Origin of the sequence: Streptomyces sp. NBC_00400, from assembly GCF_036048035.1 — a bacterium.
In the GTDB taxonomy this organism is placed as follows: Bacteria; Actinomycetota; Actinomycetes; order Streptomycetales; family Streptomycetaceae; genus Streptomyces.
The window spans coordinates 5,908,268-5,931,367 of the sequence record NZ_CP107940.1 but is presented as its reverse complement, the minus strand read 5'-3'; the positions used below and the strand labels follow the sequence as shown (position 1 = coordinate 5,931,367).

22 protein-coding genes, 1 tRNA gene and 1 riboswitch are annotated in these 23,100 nt (G+C 71.3%); of the genes, 14 read left to right on the top strand and 9 right to left on the bottom strand.

Annotation, left to right across the window (positions count from 1 at the left end):
• The first annotated feature begins 37 nt into the window (after nucleotides 1-37).
• The 3 genes from OHS81_RS25960 to OHS81_RS25950 all read left to right on the top strand — a co-directional run bounded on the left by OHS81_RS25960 (nucleotide 38) and on the right by OHS81_RS25950 (nucleotide 3,010).
• Nucleotides 38-691: a DedA family protein gene (locus OHS81_RS25960; RefSeq protein WP_328387059.1), complete on the top strand. Its 654-nt coding sequence runs from the start codon at nucleotides 38-40 to the stop codon at nucleotides 689-691.
• A 240-nt stretch (nucleotides 692-931) separates the two neighbouring features.
• A complete protein-coding gene (locus tag OHS81_RS25955; RefSeq protein WP_328387058.1) occupies nucleotides 932-1,525 on the top strand; it encodes a GNAT family N-acetyltransferase in 594 nt (197 codons plus the stop codon).
• 267 nt (nucleotides 1,526-1,792) lie between these two features.
• Nucleotides 1,793-3,010, top strand: coding sequence for a class I SAM-dependent methyltransferase (locus OHS81_RS25950; RefSeq protein ID WP_328387057.1), 1,218 nt, complete (start codon nucleotides 1,793-1,795; stop codon nucleotides 3,008-3,010).
• 122 nt (nucleotides 3,011-3,132) lie between these two features.
• Here the strand turns inward: OHS81_RS25950 and OHS81_RS25945 are convergent, their stop codons facing one another.
• On the bottom strand, nucleotides 3,133-3,894 hold the full coding sequence (locus OHS81_RS25945; protein ID WP_328387056.1) for a MerR family transcriptional regulator: 762 nt from the start codon (nucleotides 3,892-3,894) through the stop codon (nucleotides 3,133-3,135).
• Nucleotides 3,895-4,103: 209 nt separating this feature from the next.
• Between OHS81_RS25945 and OHS81_RS25940 the strand changes: the two genes are divergently transcribed.
• Complete coding sequence (locus OHS81_RS25940; RefSeq protein ID WP_328387055.1) at nucleotides 4,104-4,760, top strand: nucleoside/nucleotide kinase family protein; 657 nt, start codon at nucleotides 4,104-4,106, stop codon at nucleotides 4,758-4,760.
• Here OHS81_RS25940 and OHS81_RS25935 read toward each other — a convergent pair.
• Nucleotides 4,717-5,142: a hypothetical protein gene (locus OHS81_RS25935; RefSeq protein ID WP_328387054.1), complete on the bottom strand. Its 426-nt coding sequence runs from the start codon at nucleotides 5,140-5,142 to the stop codon at nucleotides 4,717-4,719. The two genes, OHS81_RS25940 and OHS81_RS25935, sit on opposite strands and share 44 nt — an antisense overlap.
• 202 nt (nucleotides 5,143-5,344) lie before the next feature.
• On the opposite strand from OHS81_RS25935, the gene OHS81_RS25930 reads away from it, so the two are divergent.
• The 3 genes from OHS81_RS25930 to OHS81_RS25920 all read left to right on the top strand — a co-directional run bounded on the left by OHS81_RS25930 (nucleotide 5,345) and on the right by OHS81_RS25920 (nucleotide 8,367).
• Nucleotides 5,345-5,959, top strand: coding sequence for a MarR family winged helix-turn-helix transcriptional regulator (locus tag OHS81_RS25930; RefSeq protein ID WP_328387053.1), 615 nt, complete (start codon nucleotides 5,345-5,347; stop codon nucleotides 5,957-5,959).
• On the top strand, nucleotides 5,956-6,804 hold the full coding sequence (locus tag OHS81_RS25925; RefSeq protein WP_328387052.1) for an alpha/beta fold hydrolase: 849 nt from the start codon (nucleotides 5,956-5,958) through the stop codon (nucleotides 6,802-6,804). Before OHS81_RS25930 ends, OHS81_RS25925 begins: the two co-directional genes overlap by 4 nt.
• 113 nt (nucleotides 6,805-6,917) lie before the next feature.
• Nucleotides 6,918-7,163, top strand: a riboswitch (cobalamin riboswitch).
• Nucleotides 7,162-8,367 (top strand): HoxN/HupN/NixA family nickel/cobalt transporter, encoded by a 1,206-nt coding sequence (locus OHS81_RS25920; protein WP_443058766.1) that lies wholly within the window; start codon nucleotides 7,162-7,164, stop codon nucleotides 8,365-8,367. (Overlaps the previous riboswitch by 2 nt.)
• A 93-nt stretch (nucleotides 8,368-8,460) precedes the next feature.
• Here the strand turns inward: OHS81_RS25920 and OHS81_RS25915 are convergent, their stop codons facing one another.
• The 6 genes from OHS81_RS25915 to OHS81_RS25890 form a co-directional block, all read right to left on the bottom strand.
• Nucleotides 8,461-8,961 (bottom strand): VOC family protein, encoded by a 501-nt coding sequence (locus OHS81_RS25915; RefSeq protein ID WP_328387051.1) that lies wholly within the window; start codon nucleotides 8,959-8,961, stop codon nucleotides 8,461-8,463.
• A 208-nt stretch (nucleotides 8,962-9,169) separates the two neighbouring features.
• Nucleotides 9,170-9,979 (bottom strand): enoyl-CoA hydratase/isomerase family protein, encoded by an 810-nt coding sequence (locus OHS81_RS25910; protein WP_328387050.1) that lies wholly within the window; start codon nucleotides 9,977-9,979, stop codon nucleotides 9,170-9,172.
• Entirely contained in the window at nucleotides 9,976-11,208 is a 1,233-nt protein-coding gene (locus OHS81_RS25905; RefSeq protein WP_328387049.1) for a CaiB/BaiF CoA transferase family protein, read from the bottom strand. The genes OHS81_RS25910 and OHS81_RS25905 overlap by 4 nt, the downstream gene beginning before the upstream one ends.
• A 44-nt stretch (nucleotides 11,209-11,252) precedes the next feature.
• Entirely contained in the window at nucleotides 11,253-12,623 is a 1,371-nt protein-coding gene (locus OHS81_RS25900) for a M20/M25/M40 family metallo-hydrolase (protein ID WP_328387048.1), read from the bottom strand.
• A 114-nt stretch (nucleotides 12,624-12,737) separates the two neighbouring features.
• Entirely contained in the window at nucleotides 12,738-14,015 is a 1,278-nt protein-coding gene (locus tag OHS81_RS25895; RefSeq protein ID WP_328387047.1) for an MFS transporter, read from the bottom strand.
• A 217-nt stretch (nucleotides 14,016-14,232) separates the two neighbouring features.
• The gene (locus OHS81_RS25890) at nucleotides 14,233-14,682 is read right to left on the bottom strand and encodes an ATP-binding protein (RefSeq protein ID WP_328387046.1); all 450 of its coding nucleotides are present in this window, start codon (nucleotides 14,680-14,682) and stop codon (nucleotides 14,233-14,235) included.
• A 235-nt stretch (nucleotides 14,683-14,917) separates the two neighbouring features.
• Here OHS81_RS25890 and OHS81_RS25885 point away from each other — a divergent pair, with 235 nt between their 5' ends.
• On the top strand, nucleotides 14,918-15,817 hold the full coding sequence (locus OHS81_RS25885; protein ID WP_328387045.1) for a LysR family transcriptional regulator: 900 nt from the start codon (nucleotides 14,918-14,920) through the stop codon (nucleotides 15,815-15,817).
• Nucleotides 15,818-16,308: 491 nt separating this feature from the next.
• Here OHS81_RS25885 and OHS81_RS25880 read toward each other — a convergent pair.
• Nucleotides 16,309-16,380, bottom strand: a tRNA-Val gene (locus OHS81_RS25880).
• 142 nt (nucleotides 16,381-16,522) lie between these two features.
• Here OHS81_RS25880 and OHS81_RS25875 point away from each other — a divergent pair.
• From OHS81_RS25875 to OHS81_RS25850, 6 genes are all read left to right on the top strand, one after another.
• A complete protein-coding gene (locus OHS81_RS25875; protein WP_443058765.1) occupies nucleotides 16,523-17,911 on the top strand; it encodes a hypothetical protein in 1,389 nt (462 codons plus the stop codon).
• A gap of 221 nt (nucleotides 17,912-18,132) precedes the next feature.
• The gene (locus tag OHS81_RS25870; RefSeq protein WP_328387043.1) at nucleotides 18,133-18,930 is read left to right on the top strand and encodes a DUF4383 domain-containing protein; all 798 of its coding nucleotides are present in this window, start codon (nucleotides 18,133-18,135) and stop codon (nucleotides 18,928-18,930) included.
• Nucleotides 18,931-19,158: 228 nt separating this feature from the next.
• The gene (locus OHS81_RS25865; protein ID WP_328387042.1) at nucleotides 19,159-19,866 is read left to right on the top strand and encodes a FadR/GntR family transcriptional regulator; all 708 of its coding nucleotides are present in this window, start codon (nucleotides 19,159-19,161) and stop codon (nucleotides 19,864-19,866) included.
• 114 nt (nucleotides 19,867-19,980) lie between these two features.
• The gene (gene dgoD / locus OHS81_RS25860; RefSeq protein WP_328387041.1) at nucleotides 19,981-21,126 is read left to right on the top strand and encodes a galactonate dehydratase; all 1,146 of its coding nucleotides are present in this window, start codon (nucleotides 19,981-19,983) and stop codon (nucleotides 21,124-21,126) included.
• Between the two features lie 195 nt (nucleotides 21,127-21,321).
• Nucleotides 21,322-21,942, top strand: coding sequence for a bifunctional 4-hydroxy-2-oxoglutarate aldolase/2-dehydro-3-deoxy-phosphogluconate aldolase (locus OHS81_RS25855; RefSeq protein ID WP_328387040.1), 621 nt, complete (start codon nucleotides 21,322-21,324; stop codon nucleotides 21,940-21,942).
• On the top strand, nucleotides 21,930-23,099 hold the full coding sequence (locus OHS81_RS25850; protein ID WP_443058764.1) for a sugar kinase: 1,170 nt from the start codon (nucleotides 21,930-21,932) through the stop codon (nucleotides 23,097-23,099). The genes OHS81_RS25855 and OHS81_RS25850 overlap by 13 nt, the downstream gene beginning before the upstream one ends.
• Nucleotide 23,100 lies beyond the last annotated feature (1 nt).

Below are 23,100 nucleotides of genomic sequence, written 5' to 3'. Positions count from 1 at the left end.
GCGACGTCGCGGCGGGGTTCGGACCGGGAGCAGGGCGTTGCTGGAAAAGCTGGGGTCCCTCAGCGGCACCCCTTGGGTGTATGTGATCGTCAGTGTCTCGATCGTTCTCGATGTGTTCGTGCCGATCCTGCCCAGCGGAGTCCTGGTGATCGCCGCGGCCACCACTGCCGCCGGCACCAGCACCGCGGCGGAGGCGGTGGGCGGCGTCGATGTCACCTCATCCGTCCACACCGGTACGCACCCGGCCGAGATGTTCTCCCTGATGCTGTGCGCGGCCACCGCCTCGGTGCTCGGCGACATGGCCGCCTACCGGCTCGCCTGGCGCGGCGGCGACCGCTTCGACCGCGCCATCGGCCGCTCCCGCCGCCTGACGGCGGCGCAGAAACGACTCGGTACGGCGCTGACGCGAGGCGGCGGCGGCATCGTCGTCCTGGCCCGCTTCGCACCCGCCGGGCGCTCCGTGGTCAGCCTCGGGGCCGGCGTTGCGCACCGTACGGTCCGCGAGTTCCTTCCCTGGTCCGCGCTGGCTTCCCTCGCCTGGGCCGCCTACAGCGTCAGCCTCGGCTACTTCGGCGGGCAGTGGCTCGGCACGTCCTGGGTGGGCACCGCCCTCTCCGTGATGGCCCTCTTCGCCGCCGGGTCCGCGGCCGCCTTCCTGATACGCCGCCCGGAACACGGGGCCGCGGACTGACGGGGACGCTGCGCGGCCCGGGAGGCCGACAGCCCGGGAGGCCGACAGGCCGGCAGGCCGGGAGGCCGGCAGGCCGGGAGGCCGACAGGCCGGCAGGCCCGGACGAGGCCTCGGCTGACCACCGGCCTCCGACCACCTGCCACCTGCCACCTGCCACCTGCCACCAAGTCGCCAGTCACCAGCCATTCGGAGCGGAAATCCTTGGCCGGGCTGTCAGACCCCGGTGCGACGATGAAGCACATGAGCGGCACCCACGACAGCGACGGCTCACCCACCCCCGGCGGCACCTCCCCCGGCGCCACCACCCCTCACGCCCCGGCCCCCGGCACCTGGCACCCCCGCCCCGAAACCGCCCGGGACATACCGGCCGTCCGCCGGATCCACCTCGCCGCCTTCGAGACGGCCGGTGAGGCGGACCTCGTCGACGCGTTGCGCCGCGACCCGGTGGCCTGGCTGCCGGGGCTGTCCTACGTCACCGAGGCACCGGACGGCATCCCCGTCGCCCATGCGCTGCTGACGCGCTGTCATGTCGACGACGTCCCTGCCGTGGCGCTCGCCCCGTGCGCGGTGCTGCCCGGGTACCAGAAGTGCGGTGCGGGCGGCGCGGTGATCAGGGCGCTCCTTCAGGCGGCGCGGGAAGCCGGCGAGCGGACCGCGATCGTGCTCGGCCATGCGCCGTATTACCCACGCTTCGGATTCGCACCGGCCGCCACCCGCTTCGGCATCCTGCCCCCGCAGCCCTGGCCGGACGAGGCCTTCATGGCGCTTTCCCTGGACGGCTCCCCGCCCCCGCGCGGCACGGTGCGCTACGCCACGGCGTTCGGCATCGCCTGACCCCGGCCCTGGCGCCGGCCCCGCCTGCCCCAGGCCCTGTCCTGCCCACCCCGCCCCGGCTTCGTCCTGCGTGGCCCGGCGTCGGCCGTGCGCTGCCGGCGCCGGGCAGGGGCAGGGCCCGAGGCCGATACGGAGTAAAGTCAACCGTCCACCACCCCGCCCGCCGTCTTCCGCGAGCGCCCGGCCGCTCCCCCCGGCACCGGACCGGCGCCGCACCACAGCGGCACCCCTGGGACGGGCCCGAACCACACACAGAGGCACATTTCGGTGAACCAACCGCCGGTCGTCGAATGGACCGAGGCCGACGAGCCCCGTTCCGCCCGTTGGCGCTCCGAGAACGGCACCCCGCCACCACGCCGCGTCGTCATCGCGGACGACCGGACGAAGGCCGACGACGCCTACAGATCCGCCTGCGAGGGCACCGCGCTGCTGTGGCGCGGCGACTTCCACAACGCCCGCCAGCTGCTGACGGCGCTGGCCCGCCGCATCGACCGCCGCCCCCGCAAGGCGCCGCCCGCCGATGTCACCCAGGCCTTCCATGTGCACCGCGCCGCACAGAATCACCGCGCCCGCATCCTGGGCATGCTGCTGGTTCCGCTCGATGCGACCCTCGCCGTCCCGCTGCACCGCGCCCCCGATGTCCGCGAGGCCTGCACCAGGGCGTACGGCCCCACCGGGAAGACCGCCGGGGAGGCTGCCGGGGAGACCGAAGGCGCCGCGACCGCCGCCGAGGGCATGAATCCGACCGCCTCGCTCGTCTCGCTGCGCGAACTCCTTGGTCTCATCGGCGCCAACGAATGGCGCAGGAAGGGCGTCGAGATCCCGGCGCTCGGCGGCGACCGTATCCATCCGCACTACGGCGTCTTCTCCCCGGCCCGCGGCGAGTACGTCGACCTGGTGGCCGAGGCTCCGCTGCCCGGCGACGAGCTGGCGTTCGACATCGGCACCGGCACCGGCGTGCTGGCCTCGGTCCTCGCCCGGCGCGGCGTCCGCCGGGTCGTGGCCACCGACCAGGACCCGCGTGCGCTGGCCTGTGCCCGTGAGAACACCGAACGGCTGGGCGTCGCCGGACAGGTGGAAGTGGTCGAGGCCGATCTCTTCCCGGCCGGCCGCGCCCCGCTGATCGTCTGCAACCCCCCGTGGGTGCCCGCGAAGCCGACCTCACCCGTCGAGTACGCGGTGTACGACCCGGGGAACCGGATGCTGTACGGCTTTCTGAGCGGTCTGGCGGACCATCTGACACCGGACGGCGAGGGCTGGCTGATCCTCTCCGACCTGGCGGAACACCTCGGCCTGCGCGGACACGACGAGCTGCTGGACGCCTTCGCCAAGGCCGGCCTGACGGTCCTGGGCCGGCACGACATCACCCCGCGCCATCCGCGTGCCCGCGACACCTCCGACCCGCTTCACGTGGCCCGCGCGGCCGAGGTCACCTCCCTGTGGCGCCTGGGCACCGCGGACCGGAGTGCGTCCGGCACTCCCTGAGGACGTCCGGCGGGTCGCACGTTCCGAGCGCGGGGAGGGGAAGAGAGCTGCTTGCCGCCGGGGGTCTGCAGCCCCCCGGCAGTGAGAGCCGTCGGCCGGCCCGGTCGACTCAGCCGGCCCGGTCAGCTCAGCCGGGCATCCGCGTAGACGACCATCGCCTGCTGCTGGTAGACGGCCAGCCCCTCGGCGATCGAGTCGAAGTTGGCACGCATCTGCGGGTCGTCGACGTAGGTCTGGGCCAGCCCCTTGTAGGCGACCGCGTTCGGGGTCCAGAACCGGCAGATGCCCTGGTGGTGAGCGTGCATCTCGGCTTGCACCGCGGCATCGGCAACCGGTGTGCCGGCCACCATGAACTCCGCTGTGCGGATCATCTGCGCCGTCACCTCACGCTGCCACTGCTCCTGGTCCTCAGTGGTCATGGCCTCCCTGGCCTGCCGGGCCTGCTCCCACTGTTCCGGCCACCGTTCGCGCACCTCGGCCTCCGCCTCGGCGGCGGAGGTCTCGAAGCCCTCGAACAGGTTCTCCGGCCTGTTGATCTTTGCCATGTCGTCCTTGCCTTCCTCCAGTTCGGCGAGGGTCCGCCCGACCGTGCGGACCAGCGTCTCCAGCCGGTCCCGTTCCCTCCGCAGGCGCCGGTGGTGCTCGCGCAGTACGGCCACCCGGTCGACCTGGCTGTCCAGAACCGCCTGGATCTCCCGCAGTCCCAGGTCCAGCTCCCGCATCAGCAGAATCTGCTGCAACCGCAGCAGATCGGCCTCCTCGTAATAGCGGTGCCCGTTACTTCCGGTCCCTGCAGGCGGCAGCAGACCGATCTCGTCGTAGTGCCGCAGCGTCCGGGACGTCACCCCGGACATCCGGGCCACTTCCGCGATCGACCAGGCCATTGCCGTGCCTCCCTCGCCGGGCCGGTCTCTCCGGCCCCACGGATGACCGTAGGAGTTGACGCGGCGGAAACCGCAAGCCCGAATCGGCGCCCCGTCCCCGGCACGAGAAACGCACCCCGCCGTCAGGCACCCGGGACACACCGTCAGGCACCCGGGAAACACCCCGTCAGGCACCGGGAACGCATCCCGTCAGGCACGATGGACGCACCATGGATCCCCGGCTCCTCCTCTCCCGCGCCCGCCGGCTCGCCGCCTCCGCGACCCCGGGCCGACGGCGGCTGCTCGGCATCGCCGGCCCGCCCGGCGCGGGCAAGTCCACCCTCGCCGCCCACCTCGTGGCGGAGCTGGCCGGTCAGGCGGCGCTCGTCCCGATGGACGGCTTCCATCTCGCCGAGGCGGAGCTGCACCGCCTGGGCCGTACGGACCGCAAGGGCGCGCCGGACACCTTCGACCCGGCCGGCTACGCCGCGCTGCTGACGCGTCTGCGCTCCCCGGAACCGGACACCGCCGTCTACGCCCCGGCGTTCGACCGCCGTATCGAGGAGCCGGTGGCCGGCAGCATCCCCGTGGCGCCCCATATTCCCCTCATCGTCACCGAGGGCAACTACCTCCTCCTCGACTCCGCCCCGTGGCCACGGGTCCGGGCATTGCTCGACGAGGTCTGGTACGTGGAGCTGGAGACCACGGAACGGATCCGGCGGCTGGTCGGCCGGCACGAGCGGTTCGGGCGTCCACGCGCCGACGCCGAACGGTTCGTACGCACCTCGGACGAGGCCAACGCCCGCGTGGTGGCGGCCACCCGCGACCGCGCCGACCTCGTCGTCACCTTCGCACCCGGAGAGGCCCCACCTCCACCGAGCGCATGACCCCGCTCCCCCACCGCCGCCGGCCGGCGAGCAGCCCGGCCACCGACAGCGCACCCCACCCGGCGGACACCGCCACCGCCGTCAGCTTCCGGCCGCGCCCCGGCAGCGTCGCACCGAGCACGACGGCGTCCCCGAAGTCCGCCGCGATCCGCACATACGCGGCGGTGCGCAGCGCCGGCCCTTCCGGAGCCAGCGTCATCGCCAGCCCGCTCACCGCGTCCCGCCAGGCCAGCGGGCGCAGTGCGGTACGGGTCGCCGGCGCGGTCCGCCCTTGGGCGTCGGCCAGCCCGGAGGGCCGTGCCAGCAGATCGGGCAGCGCCGCCACCGCCACCCCGTACACGGCCGTGGCCACCCCGACCGCACGCAACAAACCGACCTTCATCCGCCGTCCCCTTCCCTCGTCTTCCCTCGTCGCTTCTCAGCGACTGCTCTCGTCGACCGTTCGCGCCGACCGCTCTCGTCATTTCCCGTCGACCGGCCGCACGAGCCCCGTCACGCCCGCCGCCTCCTCCCTTCCTTTCCGCTCCATTCCTTTCCGCGAAGCCCCCCTTCTCAAACGACATCAGCGATGTCATCATGACATCATGAGTGTCAGTGAGCAGCATGCCGGAGACGCGAAAGACACCGACGGCGGAGAGCCGTCGCCCACCGAAGACCTGCTGTACGGCGTCCTCCGACGCCTGTGGCCGCTGCATCGCACGGTCGTCCGCGCGGTGGAACACGAGCTGACGGGCACGGGCATGACCGCCGGCGAACACGCGCTGCTGGACGCGCTGCGCGCCGAAGGCCCGCGCACCGTGCCGCAGTTGGCGCGCGGGATGGGGCTCGACCGGCAGCCGGTGCAGCGCTGGGTGAACCACGCCATGGAGCTGGGCCTGGTCGTGACCGCCCCGAATCCCGCGCACCGCCGCTCGTCCCTGATCCGGCTCACCGACGAAGGCACGGAGGCGATACGCGGCGTCCGGGAATCCGAGGCGGCGGAGCTGAGGCAGCGGCTGGCCGACCTGTCCGCCGAGGACGTCCGTACGGCGCTGCACGTTCTGGACCGGCTCGGCGAGGAGTTCCGGCAGCTGGCGGACGGCTCACGCATGACACCGGAGGAAACCGGCAGTTGCGGCAGCAGCGGCAAGAGCGGCGACAATGGCACCATCACGCCCACCTCATCGCATCCGGCACACAAAGGACGGCCCGCAAGATGACCCGAGGAATCACCGACTGGTCCGAGATCGACAACGGGCTCGTGCCGGTCGACGACGGTGAGCTGTTCTACGAGACGGCCGGCTCGGGCCCCGCGGTGGTGCTGCTCCACGGCGGCATGCTCGACCAGCACATGTGGGACGAGCAGTTCGCCTGGCTGGTGAACTCCGGCCTGCGCGCGATCCGTTACGACTTCCGCGGCCATGGCCTGTCCTCCACCGTCACCGGGGACTATGCGAACCACGACGACCTGTGCTCCCTGCTCGACGCCCTCGATGTTCCCGGCGCCGTCCTCGTCGGCCTCTCCCATGGCGCGCGGGTCGCGCTCGACACCGCCATAGCCCGCCCGGAGCGGGTGACGGCCCTCGCGCTCGCCTCCCCCGGCATCAGCGGCCGCGCCTTCACCGACCCCTTCCTCCTGGAACACATCAAGGCGCAGGTGGCGGCGATCGGCGCACCGGACGGCGCGGAACGCTATGTCGAGCACTTCCTGCGGATGTGGGTGGACGGTCCGCACCGCGACCCCTTCGCGGTGCACCCGGGATTCCGTGAGCGGATGCGCGCCTCGGCCGAGGCCAATGTGGAGGTACATGCCGAGGGCGCGGGTGCCGGTATGCCCTTTGAGGCCGGCGCCGCCGACCGCCTGGGCGAGATACGGGTGCCCACCGTCGTGTTCGACGGCGACCTCGACAGCAGGGACATCTCCGCCAACGCCCATGCGATCACGCTGACCGTTCCCGGCGCCCGAAGAGTCCGGATACCGGGCGCGGCGCATATGGTCAATCTGGAGAACACCGCACTCTTCGACCGCGAACTCCACGCCTTCCTCTCGTCCCTGGACTACTGAGGGCTGCTGGGGACTACCGAGGACTGCTGAGGTTTACGGCACCGCCACGGACCACGCCCCCGGGATCGCCGGCGCAAAGTGCGACCGGGGCGGTAGCGAGCACCCCGCGGCAGCTAGAGTGACCGGGCCGTGGTGTTCGGGAATCCGGTGACGGACCTTGGGGTCCCAGACCGGAGCGGCCCTCGCCACTGTGATCGGGGAGTTTCCGCCCCTTCCGCAGGCGCACGGCGCGCCTGCGGCGCCACTGACCGCGCCCCGCGGCCGGGAAGGCGGGGCGGGCGCGTGCACCCTCCCCCTAGCTCTTGACGAGCAGGGAGGTACCCCTAAGCCAGGAGACCGGCCACGGCATCTCACGAAGTGATCCACGAGGTGCTGGAGAGTGACCGCCGGATGGCCCTGTCCACCGATACCCGTACCACCCCTGCCTCCGCGGCGTTCCGCTGGCGCCGGCAGGACACCGTCCGCACCGCGGGCCTGATGGCCGTCATAGCCGGTCTGCACGTCATCGCCTTCGGCGTGCTCTTCCTGCTCGTGGTGCCCTATCACTACGCCGTGGGCAGCCAGGTCTTCGGCGTGGGGCTCGGTGTCACCGCCTACACCCTCGGGATGCGGCACGCCTTCGACGCCGACCACATCGCCGCCATCGACAACACCACCCGCAAGCTGATGGCCGACGGCAAGCGGCCGGTCTCGGTCGGCTTCTGGTTCGCCCTGGGCCACTCCAGCGTGGTCGTCGCGATGGCGGCCCTGGTGGCGGGCGGCGCCCAGCTCGCGGGCACTCTGCTCAACGACGAGTCCCGTACGCACCAGATCCTCGGCACGATCGGTACCACGATCTCGGGGAGCTTTCTCTACCTCATCGCCGCCCTCAACCTGATCGCGCTGGCCGGGATCTGGCGGGTCTTCCGCGGTATGCGCAACGGCCACTACGACGAGGCCGAGCTGGAGCAGCGCCTCGACGCGCGCGGCTTCATGAACCGCTTTCTGGGACGGTTCACCCGCTCGATCTCCCGTCCCGGCCAGATGTTCCCGCTCGGCTTCCTCTTCGGACTCGGCTTCGACACCGCGACCGAAGTGACGCTGATGGTGATGGCGGGCAGCGGCGCCGCGGCCGGCCTGCCCTGGTACGCCGTGCTGTGCCTGCCGCTGCTCTTCGCCGCCGGCATGAGCCTGTTCGACACCCTCGACGGCACCTTCATGAACTTCGCCTACCAGTGGGCGTTCTCCAACCCGGTGCGCAAGGTCTACTACAACCTCACCATCACCGGCCTGTCGATCGCCGTCGCCTTCTTCATCGGCACGATCGAGCTGGTGACCGTACTGCACGAGAAGCTTGCCCTCAACGACCCGCTGACCGGCTGGATTTCCGGCCTCGACCTCGACAATGTCGGCTTCCTCATCGTCGGCCTGTTCGTGGTGGTGTGGGCCGCGGCGCTGGCGTACTGGCGACTGGCCGGCGTCGAAAAGCGCTGGGCGCAGCGGGCGGAACGGGCGGAACCATCAGAGCGAACCCGGCCGACGGAGCAGACGGGCTCGGCGGGGCCCGCCACGCCGGACGCCTGAGGCACGGGGGCCCCACACGCCTGAGGCACGTGGGCCCCACGCCCCGCAGACGTCCCCGGCGCACCCGTAGTGGCGCCGGGGCACCGCCCCCCTTCAGGTGGCCGAACCGGCCGCCGCCCCCGTCGCCAGGTCCGGTCCCCAGCGCTGCAGCGCCTCCGCCAGATCGAGTGGCCGCAGCCGCTCCGGCTGGTCCGGTCCCGGCCAGTCCTCCCGCGGGACCCGCCACATCACCTCGAACTCGTTGCCGTCCGGGTCCTTGGCGTACAGCGACTTGGCGACGAGATGATCACTCGACCCCACCAGCGCGCCCCGCTCGACGAGCTGCGCATGGGCCGCGGCCAACTCGCCGAGCGTGCCGATCTCCCAGGCCAGGTGGTAGAGCCCGACCCGCCCGGCCTCGGGCCCCGGCGCCTGTGCTCCCACCGCGAACAGCGCCAGATCATGATCGTTGAGTGAGCCGGGAGCGCTGAGGAAAGCGGCCTGTCCCGGCACCTCCGTCCCCACCGTGAGCCCCAGCGCGTCGGTGTAGAACGCTACCGACCGCGCCACATCACGGACGTAAAGCACCGCGTGGTTCAGACGTCGTACGGACATGCAGCCTGCTCTCCGATCTCCTGCCACGACACCGCCAGGGGCCACCGTGCCCTCCCCCCTCCTGATCTACCCCACCGGCCCCACCGCTGCCCAGAGCCCTTGGGCCGGTATCCGGCCGTTTTCCGGCCACTTTCCGGAACTGGCCCCCGAGGCCCCCGGCCGGCGCCCCGGACCGGCACAGGAGGGACGCACCGACCGGCGCCGACCTTCACACGGCAGGCGGCGCCGGCGCGGCAGGCGGGACCGGCGCGGCAGCCGACCGCCGCCCGAGGAAGGCGCTGATCGCCCGGTCGAAGTCGGACCGCGCCACCGCGGACCGCGGGTTGACGGCGGCGGCCTGCCGCTGCGGTGCCAGCGCGGCGGTCACCGCCAGCTTGGCGGCCCGGATCGCCGCGGGCGGATGGCCGGCGACCGCGGTGGCGAGATCGCCGGTGCGGGCGGCGAGTTGTGCCTCGGGCACGCGGTCCTCCGCGAGCCCGCGGGCCACCGCGGTGCGGGCGTCGAGCAGCCGGCCGGTGTAGAGCAGTTCCCGCGCCACGGCCGGTCCGGCCAGCGCGACCAGGCGTGCGGCGAAGGCGGGGCTGGCGAGGATGCCGAGCCTGGCGATCGGCATCCCGATCCGTGCCCCGTCCGCCATGAGCCGCAGGTCGCAGGCGAGGGCGAGTTGGCACCCCGCACCGGCGGCGACACCGCGGATCTCGGCGATCACCGGAACGGGACAGTCCTCGATCGCGGTGAACGCCGCTTCCATCTGCGCGAAGCACTCCTCGACGTAGCCGGTGTCCGCCTCCACCCAGTCGGCCACGTCCGAACCGGCGCAGAATGTGTCGCCCTGCCCGCGGATCACCACCACCCGCAACGACCGGTCCGCCCCGAGCTCCCCGACCTCCCGGGCCAGCCGCGCCCAGGCCCGGCCGGGAAGGGCGTTGCGCCGGCTGCCGTCACCGATACGGATCTCGGCGGCCGGCCCGGACCGGGATATCCGATAGGCCGGGTCGGGGGCGGGTACGGGGGTCACTTCACGGCCTTTCGCGCGCGGAGCCCTGCCAGTTGCCGCGGGCCGACCCCGAGGGCGGTCAGGATCTGTGCGGTGTGCTCCCCGTGGCGGGGCGGCGGGGTGCGCACCGTGGCCGGATGGCCGGACAGTTTGAGGGGCGAGGCGATGGTGCGCAGGGTGCCGGCGTCGGGGTGCTCGACTTCGGCGACCATGCCGCGCGCGAGGACCTGCGGATGCCGCAGGGCCTGCTCGACGGTGTTGATCGGACCGACCGGCACTTTCGCCTCGGTGAGGATCTCGGCCCATTCCCGGGCACCGCGTGCCCGCAGCGCGTGCTCGATGAGCGGGAGCAGTTCCCCGCGATGGCGGACCCGGTCGGGGTTGGTCGCGAACCGTGGGTCGTCGGCCAGCTCGGCGCATCCGATCGCGGTGGCGAACCGGCGCCACAGGCCGTCGTTTCCGGCGGCGACCATGAGGTGCCCGTCGGCGGTGGGAAACGCCTGGTACGGCACGATCGTCGGGTGGGCCGAGCCATGGCGCCGCGGGACCTCGCCGGAGGCGAAGTACCCACCGGCGACGTAACTCAGCCAGGCCACCTGGCCGTCCAGCAGCGAGACATCGACCCACTCGCCGCTGCCGGTGTGCTCGCGGTTGCGCAAGGCGGCCAGGACGCCGATGGCGGCCCACATCCCGGCGGCGAGATCGGCCGGGGACACCCCGAACCGCACCGGCGGACCGCCGGGTTCTCCGGTCACGCTCATGACGCCGCTGACCGCCTGGGCAATCGCGTCATAGCCCGGCTCGCTCCGGTACGGCCCGGTCTGTCCGTAACCGCTGATGGAGGCGTACACGACACCGGGATTCCGGTCGCGGACATCCTGATAGCCGAGGCCGAGGCGGGCCGCGGTGCCGGGCCGGAAGTTCTCCACGATCACATCGGCACCGGCGGCCAGCTCCTGCATCAGGCGCAGGCAGTCGGGGTCCTTGAGGTCGACGGCAATACCGCGCTTGTTGCGGTTGACGCTGTGGAAGTACGCCGCGTCCGCCCCCTGGAAGGGAGGACCCCAGGCGCGGGTGTCATCGCCCGAGGCGGTGTCCTCGACCTTGATCACATCAGCGCCCAGATCGGCCAGCATCATGCTGCAGAACGGCCCGGACAGGACGCGGGACAGATCGAGGACCTTCAGGCCGGTCAGTACGCCGTCGTGGACGAGCCAGGGCGGGGGGTGTGGTGTGGGTGTGGTGGGCATTGCGGTGTCGCCTCTGTTCCTGTGATGTCGCCGGGGCCGGAGGGTCAGGCGCCCAGTTCGAGCAGCAGCTCCATGCAGATCGCGGTGGCGTCGAGGAAGTAGTCGACGCGCAGGTTCTCGTTGGGTGCGTGGTTGGCCTGGTCGGCGTTGGCGAGCGGCAGGCCGATGCTGGGCAGGCCGAGGACCCCGGTGAAGATCCAGTCGGGAAGCGTGCCGCCGTACGCGGGGACCAGCAGCGGGTCGCGCCCGGTGACCCGGGAGATGGCACGCGCCACCCTGGGCGTATACGGATTGTCGATCGGGGTCCTGGAGGCCGGTACACCACCGGACTTGGTGACGGTCACCCCGGGCGCGTGGATACGCAGGTGCGCGGCCACGCGCTCGAAGACGGCCTGCGGGTCCTGGCCCGCCGTCAGCCGGATGTCGACGCCCGCCTCCGCGGTGTCGGGGATGATGGTCCGGGCCACATCGCCGGTGGTGATCCCGTTGATCGTCAGCGTGGGACGGTCGGCCAGCCGCTCGTAGAAGGACAGCCCGTCGAAGGCCGGGTCCATTTCGGTCAGCCCGATGTCGCCGAGGACCTGCGGCAGATCGAGCGGGAGAGCGGTGAACGCGGCACGGTCGGCGTCGGACAGCGGTTCCCGGCCGTCCTCGAAGCCCTCGACGAGGACCCGGCCGCTGGGGTCCTTGAGGCTGGCGAGCGCCTGGACCAGCTGCCATGCCGGATTGGGCGCGACATTGCCGAAGTTGCCGGAATGCAGCGGGCGGCTGGGGCCGGTCGCCCGGAGCCGGAGCCGGAGCATGCCCCGCACGCCGTGCGAGACGCACCATTCACCGGACTCGTGCACCGAACGGTCGCTCCAGACGACGAGATCGCCGTCGAACCGCTCGGGGTGTGCGCGCAGAACGCCTGCCAGCGACGGGCTGCCGATCTCCTCCTCACCGTCGAGCAGCACCGTGACCGAGCACGGGAGCGCGCCGGCCTGCTCCTCGAAGAGGCGCAGCGCCTGGAGGTGCGCGTAATGCTGCCCCTTGTTGTCGCCGGTGCCGCGCCCCCAGATCCGTCCGTCGCGCACGACCGGAGCGAAGGGGTCGCAATCCCACAGCTCGCGCGGCCCGGTCGGCTGGACGTCGTAATGGCCGTAGATCAGGACGTGCGGCGCTCCGGCGGGCCCGGCGCGGTGCCCGGTCACCAGCGGCCGGCCGTCGCCGACGAGTACCGACGGGGTCAGGCCGGCCCGCTTGACCTCTTCGACCGCACGGTCGGTGGCGGCGGGGAATCCTTCGCCGGTCGCGCTCACACCGGGCTGGCTGACGTAGTCCATCAGTCCGGCGATCAGTTCCTCCTGGCGCTCGTGCACCAGTTCACGCGGGGTGCCGGAGAGTTGGGCGCGGATCGCGGAAGCGTCCGTCATGGTGGGCCTCGTTCTTTCGTGGGGGCTGGGGGCTGAGGAGGCTGGGGCTGAGGGGGCTGGGGGCTTGGGCTCCGCGGTCCGCCGGATACCGGCCGGGGGGCGGCGCCAGGTGCGTCAGCGCAGGGAGAGGAAGCGCCGGCTCGCCAGCAGGGCGGCGATGCTCAGGACGCCGGCCGCCATGATGTAGAAGCTCGGTGAGAGGTGGCTGCCGGTCGCGGCGATCATCCAGGTGATGATCACGGGAGCGAAGCCGCCGAAGGACATCACGCCGATGTTGTAGCTCAGCGACAGCCCGGTGCTGCGCGTGCCGGTCGGGAAGGCCTCGGACATCAACGCGGGCAGCGCACCGAAGTAGCAGGCCTTCAAGACGCCGAGCGTGAACATCACCACGCCCATGACCAGCAGCGACGGGCTGCCCGACAGCAGCAGGAACAGCGGGTAGATGCTGAGTACCATCGCGGTCCCGGCGATGAGCATGATCTTGATGCGGCCGGTCCGGTCCGAGAGGTGACCGACCAGGGGCGTCACGGCCGTCAGCGCCACGCCGGACACCGCCGCCCCGATGAAGCCGGCGGAGGGCGGCAGGCCCAGAGTCTCCTGCGCATAGGTCGGCATATAGACGATCACGTAGGTCACCGCGGTGGACATCACCAGTGCGCCGACCATGAGGAGCACCCGAAGCTTCTGGTCCCGGAGTACCTGCCGGACCGGGGTCGTCGCGACGTCCCCCGCCTCGGTGGCCTCGGCGAATTCGGGAGACTCCGGGACCTGACGGCGGATCACGTACCCGACCGGGCCGATCAGCAGGCCGGCGAGGAAGGGGATGCGCCAGCCCCAGGAATCCAGCTGCGCTCCGGACAGCGTGAGACTCAGCACGGTGCCGAATGTCGCGGCCAGCAGCGTCGCCAACCCCTGAGAGGCAAATTGCCAACTCGCCATGAAGCCACGCCGGTCGGGCGCCTGCTCGGCCAAAAACGCGGTGGCACTGCCGAACTCGCCACCCGCCGAGAATCCCTGCAGCAGCCGGGCCACCAGAATCAGGACCGGCGCGGCAAGTCCGATGGATTCGTAAGTCGGCATCAAGGCGATCAGCAAAGTCCCGACCATCATGAGCCGAATCGTGAGCAGCAGCGCGGCCTTACGACCGGTGCGATCCGCGAAAGTCCCCAAGACAAGAGCACCCAAGGGCCGGACCAGATACGACACCCCGAACGTGCCGAAGGCGAGCATCAGGGAAACGGTCGGGTCGCCGGCGGGGAAGAACGCTTTGGAGATCGAAACCGCGAAGAACCCGTACGTGGCCAGATCGAACCATTCCAGCGTGTTTCCCGCCGTGGCCGCGAGCACGGCACGCCTCGCACGGCTTTTGCTGAGGGGCTTCTCGGCAATCATCTGGCCTGTCTCTCTAGCGGTCGTCATGAGTGTTACTCCCTCGAATCGAGCAGGCGAACTGTCGCGCAGAGTGGAACCGCCGATGGATGAGTGAGAAGCGGAAGGCGGGGCTCGTGAACTCGCTGAGCGATGACGCTAGGGCCGCCGGGTCGTTCACACAATCGCAACTTCTAGAACACCTGATTGCCTTTACGGCAACGCTGTGGCGAACGCGTCCTCACGCCGCCCGGAGATCCGCCCACCGCGTGATCCAGCCGCGGTCCGCGCGGACGCCGTGCCGGACGGACAGGGCGCTGACGATGCCGCTCCCACGGCCGTGCTCCCCGGCCTGCGGGCCGCCGTCCGGCCGCCGGGCGTCCGCCGACGGTCCCGCATCAGTGACCTCGATACGCAGGGCGCAGGGCCCTTCGCCGCCGCCCGTCCGGGACAGTTGCAGCAGCGCCGGGGGCAGGGCATGAGTGACCGCATTGGTGACCATTTCCGAAATCACCAACACTGCGTCCTCAATGGTGGCGGGAGACAGATTCCAGCCGGTCAGGACCGTGTGTGCACGGCGGCGCACCACGCCGACGGCCTCCGGTATGTGGGGCAGCGGGCAGAGGAATTCCGCGTCCCGGTGCGGCATCGCACACGAGCCGGTGAATTCGCTGGAGGCTGTCGCATTCATCGTTTTCCCCTGCCTCGGCTGCCTGCGGGGAGGATGCACACCTGAGCGGCTGTGAGGCCCCTGGGCCGGTCGCCGGTGAGGGCGCCCAGTGGGGCGCTTCCCCGTCGTGCGGTCCGCCCGGCCGGGTGAGCCCGCAGGGCATAGGGAGAAGGTAGGCACAACCCCACCATTCGCACAATCGCAATTTATAGAACAAACCATTGCCTGAAATGCAATGGCTCCTTATGCTGGCGGCATGCTGAACAGTCCGGCTCTTGAGTACTTCCTCGAAGTGGTCCGTACCGGCTCGGTCAACGAGGCGTCCAGACGGCTGCTGGTCGCGGGCTCGGCCATCAGCCGGCAAATCGGCAAACTCGAGCAGGAAATCGGCGTACCGCTCTTCGAGCGCAGACCGCGCGGAATGGTGCCGAGCGAGGCCGGTGCTCTGCTCGCCGCCTATGCGCGCCGAGCCGCATTGGAAACCGACCAGGTGCTCGCGGATATCCGCGGGCGCGGCCGGCTGGGAAGCGTCGTCCGAGTGGCCAGTTCACAGGGCGCGGCGCAGGAATTCCTCCCGCAGGCCATGGCCGCCTTCCGCAGGGAACACCCGGGCACCACCTTTCAACTGCCCGTGGCGACCCCCTCGTTGACCACGCAAATGGTCCAGGACGGCTCCGTCGACCTGGGAGTCACCTTCAGCCTCGCCCCCGCCCCCGATGTCCGCGTCGTACACGCCCAGCGGGCCCCGATCCAAGCCCTGGTCAGATCGGACCACCCACTGGCCGAACGAGACGAAATCCGCCTCCACGACCTCCTCCCCTACCCGGTGGCCCTCACCGAAGAAGGCACCACGAACAGACGCCTCTTCGACCTCTGCTGCTCCATCGAGGGCATCACCTTCGAACCGCTGCTGGTCAGCTCGAGTTCCATCGCGCTGTCCACCTTCGTCAAAGAGACCGACGCCGTCTCCTTGACCGGCCACATCAGCGTGCACGAACGCCTGCGCCGCGAAGGCCTCAAAGCCCTCGCCATCCTCAACCCGGAAATGCACCTCCGCACCCTCCAGATCCAGGCCATGGCAGGCCGTCAACTCCCCGCAGTGATCACCGCATTCGCCGACCACCTGATCCGGCAACTCGCAGAAACAGAGGTGTAGCGAGCCGGCGCACAGGCCCGCCCCGCGAGGGAGCGCGCCCCCTGTAGCCGCCACCCGCTCGATCAGGGGTGGCCGGACAGGGGGAGGGAAAATCATGAATCTGCCGTTCGAGCCGCCACCGCCGTACGACCTGGGACCGGCCCCCGACCTCGGCATGCGGCTGACGGAGTGGGCCGAGTAGGCGGGTGGCTGCATGCAGCCACCCGCCTCCGTTCACATGCCCCGAGCCCCCGTGGCGTGATGCCTTTACAAGATCAGTAACAGGCCGCCCGTCTCCAGCAGCCTGGTAAAGCCCCCGGACAAGCTCTGGGGAAGACGCGCAAGGCAGCCAGGTCGCTCGCCGAGCCGGAGCAGGAATCTGCGGTGGAAACGCGACCTGACCGCGCCGACGTGTACGGACCGAGGCGTACGGAACATGTACCGCCGGGCAAAGAACACGGAAAGCCCTCCGCGTGCCGCCGCGAAGGGCCCTCTGACCTGCTATTTCTCTGTGGGCACAACAGGATTTGAACCTGTGACATCTGCTTTGTAAGAGCAGCGCTCTACCGCTGAGCTATGCGCCCTGGCCGAGCCGACAGACTACCTTGCCTCTGGGGCTGAACGGCAAACCCGTACTCGAAGTCCGAACTTACCGGCCGGTGTGTTCGTTTCCGGTGAGTGGGAGAATGACATTCGGTCCTGGGGCGATCCGATCGGGAGAGGGAAGTGACGGCGACAGAGACGCAGCCGCATGAGCAGCGAGAACGCCGTCGCGTCCGTGGGGGTCCGCTCCGCGATGTGGTGGGGCTCGTGTTGCTGCCGTTGCCGTTGCTGGTGGCGATGGTGCCGGTGTCGTTCGCGGGTGGGGGGACCCGTCGCTGGTTCGGGCGCGGGGAGAGTCAGCGGGCCGACGCGCAGGCCGCGAAGGACGCCGCGGCGGCGGCGTTCTACGAGCTGGACACCGCACACCGTGACCTGCGGATCTCCATAGAGACGATCACCGCGGTCGACAATTCGCCGGCCGCGCGGAAGGCCGCGGCGGATTACGAGGGCTTCGGCCGGCGGATCGACGAGGTGAGTCAGCAGTACATCACCGCGGTCGACTCCCACGATCTGGACCGTGACGATCTGGACGGTGCCGCGGTGGCGCGGGCGCGAGCGGATCTGACGCGGGCCAAGGAGGAGCTGGATCGCGTCCGGAGCGAGCTGGAGCGGTTCGCGCAAGGGCTCGGGCCGTTGCTGCAGACCGCCGAGACACAGCTGGCGCGGCTGGCTCCGGCCGTGGAGCGGGCGCGGCAGGCGCTGCTGGCGGCGAGCAATGCGCTGGACGCGGTCCGTGCGCAGGGGCTGCGGGCCGATGATCTCGCGACCCGGCTGGCGGCGCTCGGGCCCGAGCTGACCAAGCTCAACCAGGGTGCCGGGCAGCATGGCGTACAGGAGACGATCCGGCGCGCCGACGACATGCTGCGCAAGGCCGAGGGCGTACGGACCGAGGCCGAGCGGCTGCCGGGGAAGGCGGCGGAGATCGACAAGCGGCTGGTGTCACTGCGGACCCGGTCCCAGGCGATCACGACGCGTGCCGGGAAGGTCGACCCGGTCCTCAGCGAGCTGCGGCGGCGGTACAGCGCGGCATGCTGGCAGGACCTGCAGCAGGTACCGGAACAGGCCGCGCAGTCCGTCCGGCAGGCCGAGGTCAAGCTGCGGGAGGCGCAGCAGGCGCGGGACGAGCAGCGCTGGGCGGATGCCACGAGCCTGCTGGCCACCGTACGGGCGCTGCTGGACGGCACCGACGAGGCGGTCTCGGCGGCCGGTGACCGGCTGCAGCGGCTCGATGCGGTGTCGTTCGACCGGCAGAAGGAGGTCGAACGGACGCGCTTCGCGGTCCGGGATGCGCAGCGGCTGGCGATGGCCGGGCGCAGCACCCCCGAGCCGCGGCATGCCGGCCCCCTGGACGAGGCGGTGGCGCGGCTGGACCGTGCGGTCGCGGGCCTGGAGGGGCGGCATCCGGACTGGTGGCATTTCCTGACGGAGACCGAAGCGGTACGGGAGACGGCGGCCCGGGTGGTGCAGGAGATCCGCGGGGCCAGGGGCGGTCCAGGGGGCGGGGCCGGCTGAGGCTGCGGGAGCGGGAGCGGGAGCGGGAGCGGCTGAGACTGCGGGAGCGGCTGAGGCTCCGGAGGTGGGCCGGCGGGTGGTCCCGGGGCGGATGCCGCCTCTGTGCTCGTCGCCGCGGCCACCTGCCCGTCACCCAGGGTGCAATGGCGTGATGTCGCACGTGGGCGGATCCTGGAGGGAAGTACGGCCCAGGCGGCACACCTGCGCGAAGGAGGCCGGAGATGGCTACTGGGGCTACTGGCCAGACCCTGCACGGGCCCTCGAACCCCTTTCACCGGACGAAGGCGCATCACACCCGGCTCGATGAGCATCTGCCCGTGGACCACCGGCTCAGCAAGGTCTACCGCATCGGCGCGGGGCTGATGGGCTTGGTGCTGATCGCCTTCGGCATCCTCGGGCTGACCCACCACATCGGCTTCTTCGACACCGGCGGCGACACCGTTGCCGGGCTGAACACCAACGGCTCCCTGAGCATCCTCTCCATCGTCGTCGGCGCGATCCTCGTCGCCGGCATGGTGATCGGCGGGAACTTCGCCTCGACCTTCAACATCGTGTTCGGCATCCTCTTCCTCCTGAGCGGCTTCGTGAACCTGGCGCTGCTGGACACCGGCGCGAACTTCCTCGCCTTCCGGCTCCAGAACGTCCTCTTCAGCTTTGCGGTCGGACTGATGCTGCTGGTCTTCGGGATGTACGGACGGGTCAGCGGCGGCCTCTCGCACGACAATCCGTACTGGCGCGCCCGGCACCCGGAGGAAGCGGAACGGTTCGACCGTGGCCAGCTGCATCCCGTCTCCGGCATGACCGCCGCACGGCAGGCGGCGCGGGTCAACGTCCAAGGCGCCTCGCATGCCGGGCGCGGTTCGATCGGCGCCGGCACCAGCGGGAGCAGATCCCGCACGGGCATGAGTACGGGCACGGGTACGAGTACGGGCACGGGTACTGCCTCCTCCGGTACCAGGGGGGTGGGTGCGGGCTCCGGCACCGGCACGGATGCCGGTACCGCCGGCAAGAGGCCCTGAGCCGGGGCGAGGAGAGACGTCAGGGCGTACCGAGGTGGGAATGGGGTGCTCGGTACGCCCTGACGGCTGATGACGGGAACCGGATCACGGGGACTTGGCCGACGCGTCCCTCCAGGTGCGGTGTGACGGCCGAGCGCTGGGCAGGCCGGTGCGGCGGCCGGGTGGGACGGCGTGGGTTGGAGGGAGGGGCGGCAGGTCGGCGAACACGGGGAGAGCAGGGAGCACACGATGAGCCGTTCGGAGCACACCGCCTCCTCCGCCGGCGGGCACGGGGTGCACCACGAGGCGGTCGAAGCGCTTGCGAGGCGGATCATCAAGGGCACTTACGGTGAGGGCGGCAGCCTCGTCATGCCGGACGTGATGGCGCAGCTGGACGTGACCCAGACCGTGCTGCGTGAGGCGGTCAAGGTGCTGACCATGAAGGGTCTCCTCGATGCCGACAAGGAGCGTGGCACGTTCGTCCGCCCCCGGGAGGACTGGAACCTGCTGGATCCGGACGTGCTGCGCTGGAAGCTCGCGGCCGGTGTCTCGTCCGATTTCTTCGCCGATGCGCTCGAACTGCGCCGTTCCATCGAGCCTGCGGCGGCCGCGCTCGCTGCGGAGCGCCGCACGGATGAGGATCTGGCGGCACTGGACACCGCGCTCGGCGCGATGGCCACGACCGACACCGATCCGGCACTGCGCATACGCGCCGATGCGTCGTTCCACACGGCGATGCTGATCGCCTCGAACAACCGCTTCTACGCGCAGATGCACCGGGTGATCGTGCCGGTACTCGTCCAGCGCGAACGGGCCGTGCTCGCCGCGGACGGCGTGTTCGAACATCCTCATGCGGCCCACGCCGCGGTGGTCGAGGCCGTACGGAGCCGGGACGTCGACGGGGCTTATATGGCGATGCTCGAACTGCTTGATCTGTCGGCGCGGGAGCATCCGTAGGGGTTGGCGCGGGAGCATCCGTAGGGGTTGAGGGGAAAGGCATCGGTCCGGTAAAGCGGACTCCGCCCGTAGGCGGCGCGCCGCACCCGCACCCCGACAGGACGGAGCCGTTCCATGAAGATCAGCCGCATCGAGACGTTCCTCGCGCCACCGCGCTGGCTGTTCGTCCGGGTGGAGACCGATGAGGGCGTCGTCGGCTGGGGTGAGCCGGTGGTCGAAGGGCGGGCCGAGCCGGTCCGGGCGGCGGTGGAGGTGCTGTCCGAGTACCTTCTGGGCCAGGATCCGGCGCGCATCGAGGACCACTGGCAGGTCATGACCAAAGGCGGCTTCTACCGCGGCGGGCCCGTCCTGTCGTCCGCGGTCGCCGGCCTGGACCAGGCGTTGTGGGACATCAAGGGGAAGCGGCACGGCGTCCCCGTCCACCAGCTGCTGGGCGGACCGGTACGCGAGCGGATCCGCGCCTACGCCTGGGTGGGCGGCGACGAGCCGCACGCCGTCCGCGACGCGGTCACCGCCCAGATCGAGGCGGGCTTCACCGCCGTCAAGATGAACGGCTGCGGCCGGATGACGCCGGTGGCCACCCGCGCCGAGGTACGGGAATGCCTGCTGCGCGCCGAGACGGCACGCGAAGTCCTCGGCGACGAACGGGACTTCGGCCTCGACTTCCACGGCCGGGTCTCGCCCGCCAACGCCCGCAGGCTCCTCCCCCTGCTGGCCGACTACGCGCCGATGTTCGTCGAGGAGCCCGTCCTCTCCGACTGCCTGCAAGCCCTCCCTGATCTCGTCAACGCCTCCAACATCCCCCTCGCACTCGGTGAACGTCTCTTCACCCGGCGAGAGTTCCTGGCTCCCCTCCAAGCCGGCGTCGCGATCCTCCAGCCCGATGTCTCGCATGCGGGCGGCATCTCCGAGCTGCGCCGGATCGCCGCGCTCGCGGAGGTGTACGGGGCGCAGCTCGCCCCGCACTGCCCGCTCGGTCCGGTCGCACTCGCCGCCAGCCTCCAAGTCGCCTTCACCACACCGAACTTCCTCATCCAGGAGCAGTCCATCGGGATCCACTACCACCGGGGCGCCGAGCTGCTGGACTACGTGGTGGATCCGGAGCCGTTCCGCTTCCACGGGGGATCACTGCTGCGGACCGACCGCCCCGGGCTCGGTGTGGAGGTGGACGAGGCCGCGGTGCGGGCGGCGGATGAGCGGGGCCACGCCTGGCGGAACCCCGTGTGGCGCCATGAGGACGGGTCGTTCGCCGAATGGTGAGGGGGTGTACCTGTCGGCCCCGGCACCTCCGGCACGCACGACACCTCCGGCACGCACGGCATCTCCGGCACATCCGGCACGCCCGGTACACCTGTCGGTGCGGCCCGGAATAATCGAAGGTGTCACCCGCGCGCCCGAACGACCCAGCCGCGCAGTCACCCACGCGGCGGGGTGCAGGAGAAAGCAGGAAACGCCATGGACCTCAGCACAGCGCTCCGGACCGAGCGACTGGTCGCCATCATCCGGGGCAGAGATGCGGAGGCGTCCTTCCGTACCGTCATGGCGCTTGTGGAGGCGGGCCTTCCGCTGATCGAGATCTCGCTCAGCGGGAAGGACGCCCTCACCGTGATCCGACGGGCGCGCGCCGAGCTGGGCGACGCGGCCTGGCTCGGCGCCGGCACCGTCCTGACCGCATCGGACGCCCGGCGCGCCGCCGAAGCCGGGGCGAATCTCATTGTCACCCCCGGCCTCGGGGCCGGTCTGGAGGAGTCCGTACGCCAGGGCCTGCCGACGCTCGCCGGCGTGCTGACGCCGTCCGAGGTGATCGCCGCGGACGCGCTGGGCGTCTCGGCCCTGAAGCTGTTCCCGGCGTCGGCCGGCGGACCGGCGTATCTGCAGGCGCTGCGGGCGCCCTTCCCCGAGCTGCCGTTCGTGCCGGTCGGGGGCGTGGACGCAGCCGCCGCGCAGGCGTACTTCGCCGCCGGGGCGGTAGCGGTGGGTGTCGGCTCGCCGCTGGTCGGGGACGCGGCGGACGGGGGCGACCTGGACGGGCTGCGCAAGCGCGCGGCGGAGTTCAGGGCGGTGTGCGCACGATGACGGGGCAGTCGGCTGCCGGGGGCGGACAAGCACCGCGGGACAGCGACGATCACGGGGACGGGCATGGGGCCGCGGACGGACACGGGGACGGACACGGGGACGGACACGGGGACGGACAGCACGGCGGCGGCGCCGATGCCCGCCCCGGGGCCGCGCCGGGCCGTCCACGGGTTCCCCGGCAACCGGGCCGTCCGGACGTCTTCACCTTCGGCGAGACCATGGTCGCGCTACGCGGCAGCGGCCCGCTGAAGCTCGGCGGCACGATGCAGGTCTCCATCGCCGGAGCGGAGAGCAACGTGGCGATCGGGCTGGCCCGGCTCGGGCACGAGGTCCGCTGGGCGGGTGCGGTCGGCGAGGACGAGGCCGGGGAACTGGTGCTGCGTACGCTGCGCGCCGAGGGCGTCGAGGTGTCCGGCGCCCCGACCGATCCGGGTGCCCCGACCGGGCTGCTCCTCTTCGAACCGCGGCTGCCCGACATCACCCGGGTGCACTACTACCGTGCGGGATCGGCCGGCTCGCGGCTCACGCCAGACGTGATCGAACGCGCCTTCCGCGCCGCCCCGCCCCGCGTCCTGCACCTGACGGGCATCACCCCGGCCCTGAGCCCCACGGCTCGCTCGGCAGCTCTGCAGTCCCTCCGACTGGCCCGCGAGCACGGCTCCTTGGTCTGCCTCGATGTCAACTTCCGCGCCCGGCTGTGGACGGCCGAGGAAGCCGCCGTGGTCCTGGGCGAGTGGATCCCCTTCGTGGATCTCCTGATCGCCTCCGATGACGAGCTTCCGCTGTGCCTCCCGCCCCGGGACGCCGACGGTGACTCCGCCGCCGGCATCGCGTCGCAGGCCAGGCTGCTGAGGGAGCTGGGCGTCGGCGAGATCGTGGTCAAACTCGGCGCGGAGGGGGCAACGGCCTTCACGCACGGCGGCTCCCTGCACCGGTCCGCCAAGGCCGTACGGGCCGTCGATGCCGTGGGGGCCGGCGATGCCTTCGTGGCGGGCTATCTGTCGGCGCTGCTGGACGGTGAAGGGCCGGCCGCATGCCTGGAGCGGGCCGTCACCACGGGAGCATTCGCGGTCGCGTCCCCCGGCGACTGGGAGGGCGCGCCGACCCGTGCGGAGCTGGGCATGCTGGGCGCGCCGCCCGGCACCGTCGTCCGCTGAG